General features: G+C 35.2%; 18 protein-coding genes and 1 pseudogene. 10 read left to right on the forward strand and 9 right to left on the reverse strand.

Going from position 1 to position 17,392, the window contains the following annotated elements; all coding sequences use genetic code 11:
* Positions 1 to 110: 110 nt before the first annotated feature.
* From EZY12_05520 to EZY12_05540, 5 genes are all read right to left on the reverse strand, one after another.
* Positions 111 to 323 carry a hypothetical protein gene (locus EZY12_05520; protein QSX69122.1) on the reverse strand — a complete coding sequence of 71 codons (213 nt, stop codon included), beginning with the start codon at positions 321 to 323 and terminating at the stop codon, positions 111 to 113.
* 164 nt (positions 324 to 487) lie between these two features.
* Positions 488 to 1,249 carry an HNH endonuclease gene (locus EZY12_05525; protein ID QSX69123.1) on the reverse strand — a complete coding sequence of 254 codons (762 nt, stop codon included), beginning with the start codon at positions 1,247 to 1,249 and terminating at the stop codon, positions 488 to 490.
* Between the two features lie 116 nt (positions 1,250 to 1,365).
* Complete coding sequence (locus EZY12_05530; GenBank protein ID QSX69124.1) at positions 1,366 to 1,581, reverse strand: hypothetical protein; 216 nt, start codon at positions 1,579 to 1,581, stop codon at positions 1,366 to 1,368.
* A gap of 149 nt (positions 1,582 to 1,730) precedes the next feature.
* Entirely contained in the window at positions 1,731 to 2,066 is a 336-nt protein-coding gene (locus EZY12_05535; protein QSX69125.1) for a DUF5615 family PIN-like protein, read from the reverse strand.
* Positions 2,063 to 2,287, reverse strand: coding sequence for a DUF433 domain-containing protein (locus EZY12_05540; GenBank protein ID QSX70531.1), 225 nt, complete (start codon positions 2,285 to 2,287; stop codon positions 2,063 to 2,065). The genes EZY12_05535 and EZY12_05540 overlap by 4 nt, the downstream gene beginning before the upstream one ends.
* Positions 2,288 to 2,457: 170 nt before the next feature.
* On the opposite strand from EZY12_05540, the gene acnB reads away from it, so the two are divergent.
* The 8 genes and pseudogenes from acnB (at position 2,458) to EZY12_05580 (ending at position 11,175) form a co-directional block, all read left to right on the forward strand.
* Positions 2,458 to 5,088: a bifunctional aconitate hydratase 2/2-methylisocitrate dehydratase gene (gene acnB, locus EZY12_05545; GenBank protein ID QSX69126.1), complete on the forward strand. Its 2,631-nt coding sequence runs from the start codon at positions 2,458 to 2,460 to the stop codon at positions 5,086 to 5,088.
* A gap of 329 nt (positions 5,089 to 5,417) precedes the next feature.
* The gene (locus tag EZY12_05550; protein QSX69127.1) at positions 5,418 to 6,515 is read left to right on the forward strand and encodes a DUF262 domain-containing protein; all 1,098 of its coding nucleotides are present in this window, start codon (positions 5,418 to 5,420) and stop codon (positions 6,513 to 6,515) included.
* A complete protein-coding gene (locus tag EZY12_05555) occupies positions 6,512 to 7,222 on the forward strand; it encodes a hypothetical protein (protein ID QSX69128.1) in 711 nt (236 codons plus the stop codon). Before EZY12_05550 ends, EZY12_05555 begins: the two co-directional genes overlap by 4 nt.
* 301 nt (positions 7,223 to 7,523) lie before the next feature.
* Positions 7,524 to 7,667 (forward strand): annotated as a pseudogene (locus EZY12_05560) (XisH protein).
* Positions 7,655 to 7,996 (forward strand): XisI protein, encoded by a 342-nt coding sequence (locus EZY12_05565; protein ID QSX69129.1) that lies wholly within the window; start codon positions 7,655 to 7,657, stop codon positions 7,994 to 7,996. Before EZY12_05560 ends, EZY12_05565 begins: the two are co-directional and overlap by 13 nt.
* A 539-nt stretch (positions 7,997 to 8,535) precedes the next feature.
* Positions 8,536 to 10,149: a peptidoglycan-binding protein gene (locus EZY12_05570; protein ID QSX69130.1), complete on the forward strand. Its 1,614-nt coding sequence runs from the start codon at positions 8,536 to 8,538 to the stop codon at positions 10,147 to 10,149.
* 236 nt (positions 10,150 to 10,385) lie between these two features.
* Positions 10,386 to 10,787, forward strand: coding sequence for a DUF559 domain-containing protein (locus tag EZY12_05575; protein ID QSX69131.1), 402 nt, complete (start codon positions 10,386 to 10,388; stop codon positions 10,785 to 10,787).
* Between the two features lie 148 nt (positions 10,788 to 10,935).
* On the forward strand, positions 10,936 to 11,175 hold the full coding sequence (locus tag EZY12_05580) for a hypothetical protein (GenBank protein QSX69132.1): 240 nt from the start codon (positions 10,936 to 10,938) through the stop codon (positions 11,173 to 11,175).
* 30 nt (positions 11,176 to 11,205) lie between these two features.
* Here EZY12_05580 and EZY12_05585 read toward each other — a convergent pair whose 3' ends face one another.
* The gene (locus EZY12_05585; protein ID QSX69133.1) at positions 11,206 to 11,412 is read right to left on the reverse strand and encodes a hypothetical protein; all 207 of its coding nucleotides are present in this window, start codon (positions 11,410 to 11,412) and stop codon (positions 11,206 to 11,208) included.
* 580 nt (positions 11,413 to 11,992) lie between these two features.
* Here EZY12_05585 and EZY12_05590 point away from each other — a divergent pair.
* Entirely contained in the window at positions 11,993 to 12,271 is a 279-nt protein-coding gene (locus tag EZY12_05590) for a hypothetical protein (GenBank protein QSX69134.1), read from the forward strand.
* 91 nt (positions 12,272 to 12,362) lie between these two features.
* Here EZY12_05590 and EZY12_05595 read toward each other — a convergent pair whose 3' ends face one another.
* Entirely contained in the window at positions 12,363 to 13,931 is a 1,569-nt protein-coding gene (locus EZY12_05595) for a metallophosphoesterase (protein ID QSX69135.1), read from the reverse strand.
* Positions 13,932 to 14,012: 81 nt separating this feature from the next.
* On the reverse strand, positions 14,013 to 14,507 hold the full coding sequence (locus tag EZY12_05600) for a hypothetical protein (protein ID QSX69136.1): 495 nt from the start codon (positions 14,505 to 14,507) through the stop codon (positions 14,013 to 14,015).
* A gap of 165 nt (positions 14,508 to 14,672) precedes the next feature.
* Here EZY12_05600 and EZY12_05605 point away from each other — a divergent pair, with 165 nt between their 5' ends.
* Positions 14,673 to 16,505, forward strand: a complete 1,833-nt coding sequence (locus EZY12_05605) for a protein kinase (GenBank protein ID QSX69137.1) — start codon at positions 14,673 to 14,675, stop codon at positions 16,503 to 16,505.
* Between the two features lie 7 nt (positions 16,506 to 16,512).
* On the opposite strand, the gene EZY12_05610 is transcribed toward EZY12_05605, so the two are convergent.
* Positions 16,513 to 17,220 (reverse strand): M48 family metallopeptidase, encoded by a 708-nt coding sequence (locus EZY12_05610; GenBank protein QSX70532.1) that lies wholly within the window; start codon positions 17,218 to 17,220, stop codon positions 16,513 to 16,515.
* Positions 17,221 to 17,392: the final 172 nt, after the last annotated feature.

The following is a 17,392-nucleotide window of genomic DNA, read 5'->3' on the forward strand; positions in this document are numbered from 1 at the left end:
TAGTAAGTTAGAATTAGAACATATTTTGGCGAAAGTAACATATTACCACCGTTCATTTGCTTCTTCTCTAGTCAGTGGTTGAAAATTCTTTTAAAAATTTCTTTGTATATTCAACTTTCCACATTTCTATTTTTCAGCATTTGTAAATATTGTATAGCTTCATTTTTAGATAAAACTTGATCAGTTTCTACTTCTTCCATTAGTTTTGCTAATCCATAATTTTCTAATATTTCTTCTATTTGTTCAAATTCAGTAATAGGAATTTGTACAGCAATTGGTTTTTGATTTTGATCTAAAACATAATTTTTATTGATTTGTAGCATTGAATTAACTCCTAAATCATTAGGAATATTATAGCATATTGTCTGATAGCGTAGCGTGGCGCAAGCCATATCAGGATATCCAGGATTTGAGGATTTACAGGATGGAGTTATTTTTGAGGATGAGACATTAAGTAATCAATCTCTCTTCTTATTCACTATATCAGCTATTGAAGCATATTTTTAATTTCTTCTATAGTATATGGTGGATTTTTTCGATGTATCATGGCATGACAATTAGGACATACTGGACGTAAATCTTGAATTGGATCAATTTCATATTCTTGATTAATTTCAGATAAAGGAATTAAATGATGAACATGAATAAATTCTTGACCAATTTCACCATAAATTTTTTCAAAGTTCACCCCACATACATAACAATTTATATCATAGTATTTAATACATATTTTTCGACCTTGATTATTTCTTTCATAAGCATTAACTGTTACTTGTCTAACAGATCCTTCTGTTAAAATTTGTGTGTCGTTTACTTCATCAGGAAATAGTGTGATATTATCTATTTCAGTGGTTAATTGATCAGAATAAAAAAAGTCTTTAAAATCTTGTTTTGGATTACTTAAAATTTTACATACTAACTCATATAATTCATTTTCAGAATATGTTTTAAATGCGTTATAAATTTCTTTAACAACACCAGTAAATGGCATTTTATCATAGCCTTTGCGACGATTATTATGATAAGGATCAAATTTATCTCTACACTGTTTAAATGTAGTATCTTTGATTTCAAATATAGAGGATATTCTCATATGTGTTTCCCCTTTATTTCCAAAACATAAATTCCTAAATTTGGTATAAGCATATTCATCAAATCTGGAAATATAATAACCTACTATATACGAATAGGGACAATTACAGTTACTAAATGAATCTATAAGAGTATTCCAACTATCAGGTTTCTTCATAATCAAAAATTTGTGATTTCTATTTTGTGATAATCTAAATTATAAATATCATCTTCTGGATCATTCCACTCCGCAAGTCCTGTTTCTGCTAATTCTATAAAGTAGCAACAAAAATTTTATTCTTCACTTACATCTCTCCCCAAACTAATCGCAAGTTTAACCGAAAAATCTTCAGGAGCATCAATAGATATTTCTCTTAATTTAGACATTAAGCTCGGCTTTTTCACTGGCTTTTCTGCACTACTTAATTGTTCAATTAATCCATAAACTTGATTAAGTTCTTCTTGTGTTAAATTTTCTAATTTTTCTTGAATTATTTGTTTTGTAACCATAGTAAATTACCTAGAATAAAGATTCTATTCAAAATTATAATCTATAAATTGTTTGTTTCTGACAAATTCGTTTACCAGTAACTCCTGTAACAATTCCTTTACAACTAAACGCTAAAACTTGCTCAAAGCTGTAAAATTTAACTTATATTTTACCTATACAAAGCCAGAATACCAGTATTTTGATCTTCAGCAAAAGATAAAATAATTTCGTAGTTATTTCTAAGCATTAATTCTATGGTTTTAGTTGAACAATTTCCTGAACGAATCCAAATTACTTTAGGCGGAAAACCTCTCAGAATTGATAATTCATTAAAATCCGCATCTTTGGTAACAATAATATAGTCTTGATTTTTGGCAATCTCCCACACTGTATAATCTGATTCTTGATCTAATTGCATTAAATAAAGATGATTAGAATTAGGATAAAGATCAGCCAAAGAATTAACTAAACTGGGTGATAAATTATGATCAAAAAGTAGTTTCATGAATTAACTAAAATGGTTTGACGTTCACGATCTGCTGCATAACTTAAACAGGCTAAAATATCTTCTTTAGTTAAATAAGGAAAATCGGCTAATATTTCTTCAAAAGTCATTCCTGATGCTAAATAAGAAAGAACATCATAAACAGTAATTCTCATACCTCTAATACAAGGTTTTCCGCTTCTCTTTCCAGGTTCTATGGTAATAATATTTTTGTATGACATCATGAACTCCTTATCAACATTATTACTTAGTCAATGTAAACTTTACTTCTTAAATTATAACCCATAAACTGTCTAATTCTGACAAATTCGTTTACCAGTAACTCCTGTAACAATTCCCTTACAATAAAATAATAATCAAAGCAAGACATTACAGGAGAAAAATCTAAACCATGCTACAAGAATATCGTCAACAGGTTGCCGAACGCGCCCAACTGGGTATTCCCCCTTTACCATTAGACGCACAACAAACATCAGTATTGTGTGAATTACTGAAAAATCCCCCTACAGGCGAAGAAGAGTTATTATTAAATTTATTACGCGATCGCATTCCCCCTGGAGTAGATCAAGCTGCTTATGTAAAAGCTGGATTTCTGACTGGAATTGCTAAAGGAGAAATTACCAGTCCTTTAGTTTCTCCAATTGACGCAGTAGAATTACTGGGAACGATGATTGGTGGTTACAATGTTCAATCCTTAATTGATCTACTGCAAGTTTCCAGCAGTTCTGTATCAGAATCTTCAGAAACACCGTTGGTAATGGGAGGAGAAGGAAGAGAACAAATCGCCGCTTATGCAGCCAACGCCCTCAGCAAAATTATGTTGGTGTATGATGCGTTTCATGATGTTTTGGAATTGTCGAAAACCAACCCCTACGCCAAACAAGTGGTAAACTCATGGGCAGAAGCAGAATGGTTTACTTTGCGTCCCACATTACCAGAATTTATCACCGTTACCGTTTTCAAAGTTCCCGGAGAAACTAACACCGACGACTTATCACCCGCAACCCACGCTACAACCAGACCGGATATTCCTTTACACGCTTTGGCGATGTTGGAAACTCGTCAACCCGGAAGTTTAGACACCATTGCAGAGTTAAAGAAAAAAGGTTATCCGATTGCTTACGTCGGTGATGTCGTTGGTACAGGTTCTTCTCGTAAGTCTGCAATCAATTCTGTATTATGGCATTTGGGCAATGATATTCCCTTTGTGCCAAACAAACGGGCTGGAGGTTATGTATTAGGAAGTGCGATCGCTCCTATCTTTTTTAACACAGCCGAAGATGCCGGTGCATTACCCATTCAATGCGATGTCAGCAAAATGGCAACCGGCGACGTAATCACTATTTATCCCTACAAAGGAAGTATTCTCAATGCCGCAGGAGAAGTAGTTTCCACCTTCAGCCTCAAACCTGACACTATTTTAGACGAAGTTCGCGCCGGTGGACGGATTCCTTTATTAATTGGGCGTACCCTCACCGATAAAACCCGTCAAGCATTAGGTTTAGCACCCAGCAAATTATTTATTCGTCCTCAAGCCCCAGCGGACACCGGCAAAGGCTACACATTGGCACAGAAAATGGTCGGGAAAGCCAGTGGTTTACCGGGAGTACGTCCAGGGACATCTTGCGAACCAATCATGACTACAGTGGGTTCTCAGGATACTACAGGCCCAATGACAAGGGATGAATTAAAAGAACTCGCTTGTCTCGGTTTCAGTGCAGACTTGGTAATGCAAAGTTTCTGTCACACAGCCGCATATCCTAAACCTGTGGACATTAAAACCCACCAAGAACTACCCGACTTCATTTCCTCTCGTGGTGGTGTGGCGTTGCGTCCTGGAGATGGTATCATTCACTCCTGGTTAAACCGGATGTTATTACCCGACACCGTGGGAACCGGTGGAGATTCCCATACCCGTTTCCCGTTAGGAATATCCTTCCCTGCTGGTTCTGGGTTAGTGGCGTTTGCGGGGGCTTTGGGTGTCATGCCTTTGGATATGCCCGAATCAGTTTTGGTCAGATTTACAGGGGAATTACAACCAGGAATAACTCTCCGAGATATTGTTAACGCCATACCTTATGTTGCCATGCAAAAAGGTTTGTTAACAGCAGATAAGCAGAACAAGAAAAATGTTTTCTCTGGCAAGATTTTGGAAATTGAAGGTTTACCAAATTTGAAAGTTGAACAAGCTTTTGAATTAACCGACGCTTCCGCAGAACGTTCTTGTGCTGGTTGTACAATTAAGTTGAGTGAAGAAACAATTGCGGAATATTTGCGTTCCAATATTGCTTTGTTGAAAAATATGGTAGCACGGGGTTATAGTGATGCCAGAACCATGATGCGTCGAGTAGCCAAAATGCAAGAATGGTTGGACAATCCTGTATTATTATCGGCTGACGCTGATGCGGAATATGCAGAAATAATTGAAATTGATTTAAGCCAAATCAAAGAACCAATTGTGGCTGCTCCCAATGACCCAGATAATGTTAAGTTATTATCGGAAGTTGCCAATGATCCTGTACAAGAAGTATTTGTGGGTTCTTGTATGACAAATATCGGACATTATCGAGCAACTGCGAAGGTTTTGGAAGGTGCAGGGGAAGTGAAAGCGCGGTTGTGGATAGCGCCGCCAACTCGCATGGATGAACACCAATTAAAGGCAGAAGGTGTTTATAATGTTTTCGTAGCTGCAAATGCCAGAACTGAGATTCCCGGATGCAGTTTATGTATGGGAAATCAGGCGCGAGTTGATGATAATACAACGGTGTTTTCTACCTCGACTCGTAATTTCAATAATCGCATGGGTAAAGGCGCTCAAGTTTATTTAGGTTCGGCGGAATTAGCAGCAGTTTGTGCGTTGTTGGGACGTATTCCTAATGTGCAGGAATATATGGATATTGTCGCGGAGAGAATTCATCCTTTTGCTGATGATTTGTATCGCTATTTGAACTTTGATCAAATTGTTGGTTTTGAGGATGAAGGTAGGGTGATTTCTCAGGAGGAACAAGCTTTGTTGGTATAATGTAGTTTAGGGTGGGTCTTGATGGACTCACCTGAATTTTAGGAAGTTAGAGACTTCCAAATAAAAAAATACCCCAAAATTTCTTGTGGTGCAGGCATAAAAAGCCTGCTAATAATATTAGGACGGGCAAGATGCCCATCCCACAAGATTGGATAGCGAAGTGCTGCTGCAAGCAGTTCATCTTTTTTATGGAGTTCTCTTAATACAATTATTAAGATTCTTTACACTCCACATTAATTTATTCCTGTGGTAAAATACAATTAATTATTCTATGTCACTTAATCAACAAATCTCTGATTGTAAACATTAACGAAAATAAATTGTCAACTATGGTAAATCAATTAGAAATTACAGATCAACGCAAAGAAAATGCTGAAGCGGAAATTCGTGAAAATACAAAACGTGTTGACTACAACACCTTAGAATACCCTATAGAAGTAATTGTTCAAAAATATTTAGATGGAATAGATGAAGATGAAAATGAATTATTTATTCCAGACTATCAACGAGAAATGGCTTGGGATGAAGATAGACAATCAAAATTTATTGAATCTGTAATATTAGGTTTACCAATACCTTATATTTTTGTTGCTGATATATCAGGTTCTGAAGATTTAGCACGATTAGAAATTATAGATGGAACACAACGTATTCGCACTTTAATTAGATTTATTAACAATAAACTTAAATTAAAAAATCTTGAGAAATTAAAAACTCTAAATGGGTTTATTTTTGAAAATTTACCCTTACCACGTCAAAGACGTTTTAAGAGAACTAGTATTAGGATGATTGTATTAACAAAAGAAGCAGATGAAGAAATTAGAAGGGATCTTTTTCAAAGAATTAATAGTGGTAGTCTTGAATTAAATGAAATGGAAAAACGGAGAGGAGGTCAACCAGGAAAGTGTCTTGATTTAATTGAGACACTATCGAAAGAACAACGATTTTTAAATTTATGCTCTTTTAGTAAAACTGAAATTGACAAAAGAGATCCACAAGAATTTGTCTTACGGTTTTTTGCATTTTTAAATAATTATCAAAATTATGGTTTGTCTGATAACAAAGTTCATCAATTTTTGGATGAATATTTAAAGCAAGAAAATAAATCTGATTTACTCAAGATAGATGTTATGAGAAATGACTTCTATTCAATGTTAGAATTTATAGAAAGATATTGTCCTAATTCTTTACATATTTATCGAAAAATTAAGAATTTGTATGAACCTACCACTAGAATTAAGTTTGAATCTATTACGGTAGGAGTTACTCTAGCATTAAGACAAAATCAAACATTAATACCAAAATCTACTTCTTTTTTAGATTCTGAGGAATTTAAAAAACTAACGAAATCTGATGCTAGTAGTTCTCAAAATAAAGTTATTCGTCGTATTGAGTATGTCCGTGATCAGCTTTTAGGTAATTCATGAGAAGTACATTATTTGAAGATTTTGATAACCGCGCTCAAGAAGTAAGACGATATTTTATATTCTTGAAAAATTTAGAGAAAGGTTCAATTCAATTAAGTCTGGGAAATGCAAACAATCCCAAAATTAAACCTATTAATGAGGATCTAGAAAAAACTCTTAAAGCAACAGGATATTTGCTACTTTACAACCTAGTAGAATCTACAATGCGTAATGCAATTGTAACAATTTTTGATGAATTAAAAACTCAAAGAGTTTCTTTCGATGATGTAAGAGACGAAATTAAAAAGATTGTTATTGATAATCTAAAAGATAAAGATAATAAATCTACTAAAGATATTTTGGTTACAGTTCAAAATATTTCTGTTGATATCATATCAGCTACTTTTAATAGAGATAGATTATTTTCAGGAAATATTGATGGAAAAAGAATCAAAGATACAGCCAAAATGTATGGATTTTCATATACTACTAATGCTAGAAAAACTGGAAATGGTAGTAATTTAGAAAAGATTAAAAATCATAGAAAAGACTTAGCACATGGTTTTAAGTCTTTTGAAGAAATTGGTAAAGATGCGACTGCTGATGAGTTATTTAAAATTCAAAAAAGAGTTATTTGTTATTTAAGGGAAATATTAGAAAATATAGAAATGTATATATCAAATCAAGAATATTTACAGAGAAATGAGCAAAATAGTGAAAATAATTAGTGTATGGAAATTATAAAAAGGTGAACAAATAATGTTAAAAACTTTTAAAGCTATTTTGAAAAATAATTCTATTCAATGGGTTGATGAGACTCCCAAAATAGAATTAGACAATTCCATAAAAGTGCATATTACTGTCTATTTTGAGGAATTTTTTAATGCTTCTCAAATCTTACCAGTTTCTCAAGTGGTAATTGAGCAAGGAGTAAGACTAAAACAAATTAAAAAAATATCTCTAGGAGATGCTATTATTGCCGGAACAGCGTTAGTTTATGATCTAACTGTTGTCACTAGAAATATTGATGATTTTCGTTTTTACTTAGCACTTGGTCAACTTGTTTATAAAGCTAATTTTGATGAAACAATTCAAGTTGTTGTTGATGAAAACCAACTTAAATTAATCATTATAGATACAGATAAAGAGGTTATTACCAAATGGATAAGTTAGAAAATTACCGATTTTTAATCAAAAAAATCTTAACAGAATATCATCAACTTTTTTCCTCTGCATCTCCTGATAATATAGAAATGCTCTTAGCTTTTGATGAGCAAAGAGATCAATATTTATGGTTTCAAGTTGGTTGGACAACTGAGGAAAGAATTAAGGGAATTTCTGTCCATATTCGCATTAAAAATGAGAAGATTTACATTGAGGAAGATTGGACTGAGGAAGGAATTGCAACTGAGTTATTAAGGGAAGGTGTACCAAAAGAGGATATTGTTTTGGCTTTTCATGATCCAGAAACTCGAAAACTGACGGAGTTTGCTGTGGCTTAATAAGAACAGGCTTCTTTGATATTATGTAGGTTGAGGTGGGTCTGGATGAACTCACCTGAAATATATAGTAAAATCTTGTGGAACAGGCATCTTGCCTGTTATCTTTTTATAAGAATTAAATTTAATCATTTCACAGGACTGATTTTTACACTTTCACAGGCTTCCAGCCTGTGCTACTTAAACTTGTCATCGAAGAATATCAAATTTTACTGATTGTAATTAATATTGTTCAATAACCAATTGTCCAATGGATAAATTATTAATTAGTTTGCATAAAGCAACCAAAATTATGGAAGTGGATACAGAAATGTTTTGGCAAGTTTTAGAATTGATGTGGATAAATGTTTCATGCTCAGAATATCCCTATAGAGAAATCAACTATCAATTAACTATGATAATACATAAAAAAAGCTGATTGTTTTTTGAGGGGGATATGTTATTACTTATATCTGTGAATTTTGAGGATGTTTTAGGAAACAATTAAAACATAGCTTTTGTCAGCTAAAAATAATCACATTGTATTCAAAGGAGCAAATCAAATGGTACAATTCAATGCAGCACTAAGAACAGAATATGAACAACTCTACAGAGATTGTCAAATCAAATCTGATAAACTAAGTCAAGTTGATACGATTGTTAATCGTCTTATGGACAATCGCTCTCGCTATAAAAAAGTAGAAAGACTGACTGATGTTCCTTGGTTTATTGTTGCAGTAATTCATCAACTAGAAGCTAGTGGAAATTTTAATACGCATTTACATAATGGTGATCCATTAAGTGCTAAAACAACTCAAGTTCCTAAAAATCGTCCACCTGGAAAGCCACCTTTTACATGGGAAGAATCGGCACAAGATGCTTTAACTTTTGATGGCTTAAATAATTGGACTGATTGGAGTATTGTCGGAAGTTGTTGGAAACTTGAAGGCTACAATGGACTAGGTCATCGTCTATTTCATCCTAGCGTAAAATCTCCTTATTTATGGAGTTTTTCTAATCACTATACTAAAGGAAAATATGCTTCAGATGGAAAATTTGATCCTAATTTAGTGAGTCAACAATGCGGTGCTGTTGTTCTTCTCAAAAGAATGGAAGAAAAAGGATTTATTTCCTTATCACCAGAAAGTGGAGTGGGTGACGATATTGATACAAAAACAAAACAAAAAGAGGTGACATGGTTTGAACTTTTTCGTAAGGAAGAAGATGGCATATCTTATCCAGTTATCGCTGCTAATGCAGGTTCAGAACCTATTGAAGTAGTAGAATTAAAAACCAAACTAACGGATGAATTTGTAGATTTTTTAGGCAAATATCCTACAGCAAAAACCTTTTTAATTGCTCCCTCTAGTAAGGCTATTCCTTCTGTTACCGCACCTGATATTATCATTACTCCTACCACTGATTTACCAACCTTAACTCGTATTCTGCGTTGGGGTAGTAAAGGAGATGATGTTAAAGCCTTACAACAAGCACTTAATGATTTAGGATTTAATGCTGGCGAAGTAAATGGTGAATTTGAAAATAACACAGAAAATGCTGTTAAAGCTTTTCAGTTAAAAGCAGGTTTAATGGCTGATGGGGAAGTTGGTCCCATGACATGGGGTAAACTTGGCGGTAAATATGATGAGGGCTTTTCTGATGATCCATCTGATCCTATTTATTTACGATTGGCTGGTTTTGCTGAAATTGAAGCCGCTAAAGGACTTACTTGGAGTAATGCAAGTAGTGAAGCGGAAAAATACCTCAAACCTTTCCGTAAACCTATGCAAAGTATAGGTCATATCGGAAGTGATCCAGTTTTTTATAATTGGTGTGCGGCTTTTGTTGCTTATTGTTGTCGTAACGTAGGAATTGATATACCAGATCAACCTGAAGGTTTTTGGGCAACAATGGCTTTAGTTGAATCTTGGAAATTTTGGGCAAAACAAAACGATTTTTGGTGTCCTAAAGGTTCGGTAACTCCTATGCGTGGAGATATTGTTACTTTTGATTGGCCTGATAAGGATGCTCCGGGTGAATTTAATCATATTGGCATTATCAGAGCATATTCTCAAGGAAGTTCTGTAATCAAAACTTCTGAAGGAAATAAAGATAATACCAGTGGTAACTTTACTCGTAATTTATCTTCTGTCTCAGGATTTATCAGAATCCGTTAACTGAGTAGAGTAGGAACTATAACAAAGCGATCGCTGTTTTTAGGGATAACCAAAGAGCGATCGCTTTTTAGTATACAGGAAGTTTGAAGAGCGATCGCATTCCTCCAACATCCCAAACCGACCTAACCCCCCAACCCCCTTCCCTGCAAGGGAAGGGGGAGAAATCTTGCTCCCCTCTCCTTGTAGGAGAGGGGCTGGGGGAGAGGTCAAACACGATATAAAAACACACCCCACAAATGAACAACCAACCACCGAAAAAAGACGGACTTCGTAACATAGTCATTGGACAAAAAATAGAACCCGTAAAACTCGAACGCGCCAAAGAAATGCGTCGCCAAATGACACCAGCAGAAAAAATTCTGTGGGAACATCTTCGCGCAAACCGCTTGCATGGTTTACATTTTCGCCGACAACAAGTTATAGATGGTTTTATAGTAGATTTTTATTGTCATGCTGCTAGTTTAGTCATAGAAGTAGATGGAAAAATTCATGAACAACAAATTGAATATGATATAGAAAGAGATAAAATTTTATCAGATAGAGGTTTGCGTTTATTGAGATTTAAAAATGAAGAAATAACAGAGAAAATTGATCAAGTTTTGATGCGAATTTATCAAACTTGTTCTGAAAAGACCTAACCCCCCAGCCCCCTTCCCTACCAGGGAAGGGGGAGCAAGATTTACTCCCCTCTCCTGCAAGGAGAGGGGTTGGGGGAGAGGTCAATATTGCTTTACCATTTGATATAATTATAAAAATAGACTTAATCCATGAACCAGTATCAAATAAATGAATCACCCAACTACCTTTCAAGAAATTGCTTCTCAAGTGCAATTATTCCAGAGTATAGAACAGAAAGAAACATTTATATTTGTACTTGGTGCTTTAACATCTCGGTTGATTAGTTTACATAAAGCAGCCGAAATCATGGAAATGGATACAGAAGTATTTTTGAAAATTTTAGAATTAATGGGGATAGATTTTTCATATCTTACCGTTGAAGATATCGCTGAATTTGCTATTGGTTAAGTTATAATTATAATTCAGTTTGGTAGATAACTAACCAATTCCACTTTCTACAGAACCTGCCCATTCCTTAGCTAAATCATAAGCAGAAACTTCTTTATTTTCTGGTAATCTAGTTTTTTCTCTGTATATAAATTCCACAAAATCTAAAATAGTTTGTTGTTGTTCACTGGTGAGATTTCTAAATTTATCTAATAGAATATTTTCTTGAATTATATGTTTATCAATTGCTTGAGTCATAGTTTTTACCTTTGATTAATTTGACCTGAATATTTATATTGGTATTATATCAATTTTTTAAATTTTCGGCAACATACTTATAGCTGTTTATAATTATCACTACTCGACGTAAAACGTTTGACTAACTTTACTCCAGAATATCGTCTGAGAGTAGGTGATTATCGAGTTTTGTTTGAATTAGAAGAACAGCTATACTAACCCACATTCCGCACCCTGGGGTGTCACATAGTATTATCACTTGATTTTCTCTTGATTTTTGGATATAAATTATGCCTTGTCGGCATCATGTATCCGTTAATTCATTGAGATTCGGTATATAATACATCCTCATTTCATCATAAAAAACAGTAAAAACCGATTGTGACAGTTGAGGGTGCGGAAGATAGGATACTAAATATTATATCAACAAAATCATAAAATTAGTAATTTTTGCGATCGCGCAAGTGCTGACCAGTCAGTTCGCTATTTTGGTTATGGGTATGGATCATCCTGTTTCCCTTCACACAGCTAGAGGACTGTACCTTTATGACCCCGATAGGTTTATGATGGAAATTTCTTGCCATCCTCATTAAATCCAAACATGGAAAAAATCTTAAAAGCTATTGCAGACGTAATTACTAACCCCCCAATTCCCCACGAACCCCAGAAACAATCCTTAAAAAATTGGGCAATGTATTGCTTACGGGATAGAGGTTTTATAGTTGTTTTTGCCCAAAATGCTGATTTTGCAGTGCAGTTTAAAAACGGCGATAAATTCTATTTTAAAGTTACCAATAATGCCGATGATTTAGCCAATGATATCAACTGGATATTGTGGGATAGTGTGAATAAAACCACCAGTTTGATTCCTCAAGCATAGAATTATCATCAATAACCGCAGGTCTCAATTAATCTGCGGTTTTGCAAATAGGAAATGAGTAATATTTCCCAATTATCCACAAATACCAAGATTAAATTATAAAAGGTTGTAATTGACGATCGCACCATTTACCCTCAACTAACTCTGTAACTAAAGGTGTGATCATAAACTTAGCAGGAAAACCTCCCTTCACATCCACCCGCACACAAGAATAAGGTTTTTTCCTCTCAAGACCACTACCACTCCGTCCCACATACAACAACGAATCTGCAACTTTGCGAATAGAAAGATCATGATTACTGATAAAAGTTTCCTGCAATTCTCCTTCTTCCTGGCGTTGACGACGAGGACGATGACCACCACCACCAGAAATAATATAATTAATATGAGAATCTGCGTGTCCTGTATCAACCGTCCGCAAATGCTCTAAACAATGAGCGTGTCCGCTAAATACTATATCTACTACCGAGCGTTCCTGAGTTATATTACCTAAACTTTTCGCTACATCATCAAAAACCTCCCGCAACCGATGACGGACAGCTAAAGTCTGTCCTTGATTCCATTTACTTCCTTCTGTAACATAAGGTGGATGGTGGAAAAATATTACCCGTCCCCTCACAGCAGAATTATGCCAAGATGCAATTAATCTATCTTTTAACCACGCCAATTGTTCAAAATCAACATTAGTATTAGTATGAGATTCCAATTGCTTTTCAATATCAATTTTTACCCCATTTATTTGGTCTAATTTAGCACTAAGTTCAGCCAGTAGTTCTGCTTCATCAGGTTTTTCTGAATTGAGTTTGTCACACTCTGCCAATATCTGTAATTCTTCCCTGTTAATTTCTTGACGACGTTGTGCTAATTCGCGTCGGAAATTATCCCCAGATTGGTTATTAGGTAAAGGATCTGGAGTATTAAAAGTATTAGAATCTAAGGCAAAAAAGTCAATACCACCGTAACAAAAATTATAATAGCGATTAGGTAAGCGAGTATAACTTCCTGGTTGATAACGTAAACATCTACCCGTATCAGTTTTAGCAATATAATGCTGATTTAAATGCTGTTCTAAATCGGCTGGAGAAATTGCCGCCAAATAATCTAAAAATGCTCTAGCATAAGCATCACCTTGATTTGATCCATGCCAACCAATTTCAATATCTTTATAACGGAACATTTTCCGCAAAGACAAAGTTGGGCCAGTTAGCAACCGATAGAGTAAAGGGACATCATAGTAATCATGATTACCCAAAACTGGCAAAATTGGCAACTTAAACACCATTTGATCATAAGCAATATTTTGCGGCTGATTACCACCAACCAGAAATTCCCGATAAGGTTCAATAAAATTTGTTGGGTAATATTCACGAGAACCCACCATATAAATCACATCACCCGTATGCAGCACAAACCGGCAATCATTACCATGATTTAAGATCATTTTCGCCACTTCCCGTTGGGGATGGTGGACAGAAGAGGATTTACTCCCAGTATCACCCATCACCATAAACGAAAACTCTGGACTTTGCTGGCTGCCATCATCTATTACCAGACAGGTTTGGTCAATTCCCTGTTGTAGAATACTTGAATGTTTCCACCTTACCCGTTGTTTCATCTTTTGAATTTTGACCGGAATCGCTGGTTCAGAAATTAGTTTCATATCTAAAAATTAGTTGAATTTATTTTTGAATTGGTTATCCTGCTCATCCTTAAATCCTGGATATCCTGATTCAGACAATTTCTATTCGCCCAATACTGGTAAACTAGCGAACACCTGTTTCACCAATTCTTGAGTTTTAGTTTCTAAGTATTGCCAATCCACATCACCATATTCATCAATTAAAGTAGTATCAATATCAACCGCTGTATTCTCTGAACTATAATTCAGAAAACATACTTGATAACACAAATCCCACAAATCTATATTGACTTGTTGTGCGTCACGTTGTAACAGCAAGTGATATCCTGGATGGGGCATGGGCAAACTAGCCAGAGTTTTTCTAATTTCCTCCGCTTGTATTGGTGTTGCGGTTTCCATTTCTTGCACCAACTGAGTTACCAAGGCTTTTGTTTCATCAGTAGTGTTAGCAGGCCAAGTCAACACATCTTGGTAAGTCCCTTTCCAGTCAGAGATATCCAACTGCTTGCGAATATTATCAATCACGCGAATAAAAGCAGGTTGCATCAAGATTTCAGCTTGTTGCCATGAGGTAGAATTAGTTATCTTAGGTGGCATAGCTAGTAAATAAGGACACTGATAGTAAAATTAACAATTTGGTTCGATGAAAAAACTATACTTTTAATTTAAATCTTTTCTCAAGATACCTGATTTCAGAAAGAGAAATTTGGAGATATTTATTACTAGCGGCAAAATTAGGCTGTAAAGCTGGAGAGGGAAATTATGATAGGAAAATTACTAGATCATCGCTACCAAGTCATTCGCGTCTTGGCCACAGGGGGATTTGGACAAACCTATATTGCCCAAGATACCAGACGGCCAGGCCACCCCATCTGCGTGGTTAAACACCTGAAACCAGCTAATTCTGACTCTAACATCTTTGTTACTGCTAAACGGCTGTTTAATAGCGAAGCAGAAACCTTAGAAAAATTGAGCAACCATGACCAAATCCCTAGACTTTTAGCTTATTTTGACGAAAATAAAGAATTTTTTTTAGTCCAAGAATTTATTGACGGACATACTCTCAACGAAGAACTCATTCCCGGACAGCCTTGGAGTGAAACCCAAGTCATGCAAATGCTACTGGAAATTTTGAGTATTCTGGAGTTTGTTCACCAAGAAGGTGTAATTCACCGCGACATTAAACCTGATAATATTATTCGCCGGGCGGCTGATTATAAATTAGTTTTAGTAGACTTTGGTGCAGTTAAACAATTACGCTCCCCCTTGGTCACGGTAGGCGGACAACAAACGGCTACAGTAGCTATTGGTACGCCTGGCTATATGCCGACAGAACAGGGACAAGGTAAACCCCGCCCTAATAGTGATATTTATGCTTTGGGGATTATAGCCATTCAAGCATTAACGGGAGTCCCAGCTAGTCAATTACAAGAAGATCCAGATACAGGGGAAATGAACTGGCAGCATTTAATTCCTATTAATCCTGAGTTAGTAGCAATTTTAACGAAAATGGTGCGTTACCATTTCAAAGAACGCTATCAAACAGCAACAGAAGCCTTACAAGCTTGTCAAGAATTGGTGAATGTCACCCCGGAATTTTCCCAACCCTCCCTATCTGGGCAAATTATTTATCAATCTCCTCAACCCCTAACTTCAAGATTTACACAGAAAACAATGGCGGTTTCTCCCGCTAATCATCTTCCTTTGCAACCTGAACCTCAACAATATATTCCCCAAGAATCCAATAAACCCGATCCTTTACCTTTATTAATTGGCATATTATTAGTAGGTAGTGTAGCCGCTTTATTTACAAATATATCCCCAAATTTCAAAAATTTAACTGGTAATTGGAAAGAAGAAAATACCAAATCAACAAATCATTGTATGGCTATAGTTGCAGCTAATTCTAATATTCGTTCTGAACCCAGTGCCATCAATTCTGATAATATTTTGAAAACCTTGGGTGCAGCTAGTGAATTTGAGGTGACAGGTAAACGGACCAATCGCGGCTGGGTAGAGATTAAACTTTCATCTGGTCGCTTGGCTTGGGCGCATTCTGATGTAATTTCTAATCGTGAGAAATGGACTGATTGCCGGCGAGATCAAGGTTTGGCTATTCAAACTGTAGATGATATTCCTTTAATTACATCTCGTCCAGTTCCTCTAGTAACAACAAAACCTATTCTCGAAACTCCCACACCTAAATCATCATTACCACCTGCTGAGAATAAGGAAAAAACGGTGGCAAAAGCTCGACAAAAATTTGAATCAGGAGATTTAGATGGAGCAATTTCTCTGCTAAAATCAACTTCAGGAAATGCTGTTTCTGGAATCAAAGAAACGGTTGATACTGTTAATCAATGGCAGAATGATTGGACAAAAGCCGAAGCTTTAGCTAAGGATATTAATAAAGCCATTGATAATGGTCAATGGGATCAGGTTTTAGCTTATCGAGATCATCCCGAAAAGCTCCCGAATATTAAATACTGGCGTGATAAATTAGAGCCAATGTTTAAACAAGCTGCTGAAAATGCCGCTAAACAAGTATTACCCCAAGAAAATAAACCCACTCCCACAGAAACGCCAAAAAATTGATAGAAACTTAATCACTATTCAATTGATAGCGGTTCAATTTTTCTTTATATGTTCGCCAATTGGGCATAAATTGATCCATTAAAGCCTGAAATTTAGCCCCATGAGTGCGTTCTAAAAGATGAGTAATTTCATGCACTATCACATATTCTAAACATATAGGCTCTTTTTTTATCAATTCCAAATTTAACCAAATGCGTTTATCTTGAATATTGCAAGTTCCCCATTTGGTTCTCATAATTTTTATTCCCCATTCATTTATATTCACATTAATTACTTTTTCCCATTTAGCTATTAATGGGGGAAGTTCTCTTTTTAATTGTTGACGATACCAAGAATTAAGGACTTTTTGACGTTGTTCTTTGTCGCTTCCTGGTTTTACATATAAATCCAGATATTGATTATTTCTAATTTCTACTTGGGGAGAATTTTGATAAATTACATTTAATATATAGCTTTTACCTTGAAAATAATGATTTTCTCCTGATAAATATTCTATGGTTTCTGGGCATAGTTCTGATTGAAATTTACTTTGATTTTTTTTAATCCATGGTAATTTGGAAATTGCAAATAATCGTACAGATTCATCATTAATATGTAACGGTGTCGCAATCCGCACTCTACCATCTGGAGGATAAACCGCTAAATGTAGGTTTTTAATATTCTTTCTGACAACATCTATAATTATTTCACCGACGGTTATCTGATAGGTTTGCATAGTTTTATTAGGAGTCATGAGTTAGTTATAATATAGCCAGGGAATAAATTCCCTGTCTAATAGCGAAAGTACGTTAAAACGTACTATTATTAACAATCTAAATTTATCATCCAACATCAAATAAATAAAATCAAAATAGTCGGTTTTAACCGACTTTAGCTTTTAGACAGGG

It is taken from the genome of Dolichospermum sp. DET69, from assembly GCA_017355425.1.
Classification (GTDB): Bacteria; Cyanobacteriota; Cyanobacteriia; order Cyanobacteriales; family Nostocaceae; genus Dolichospermum.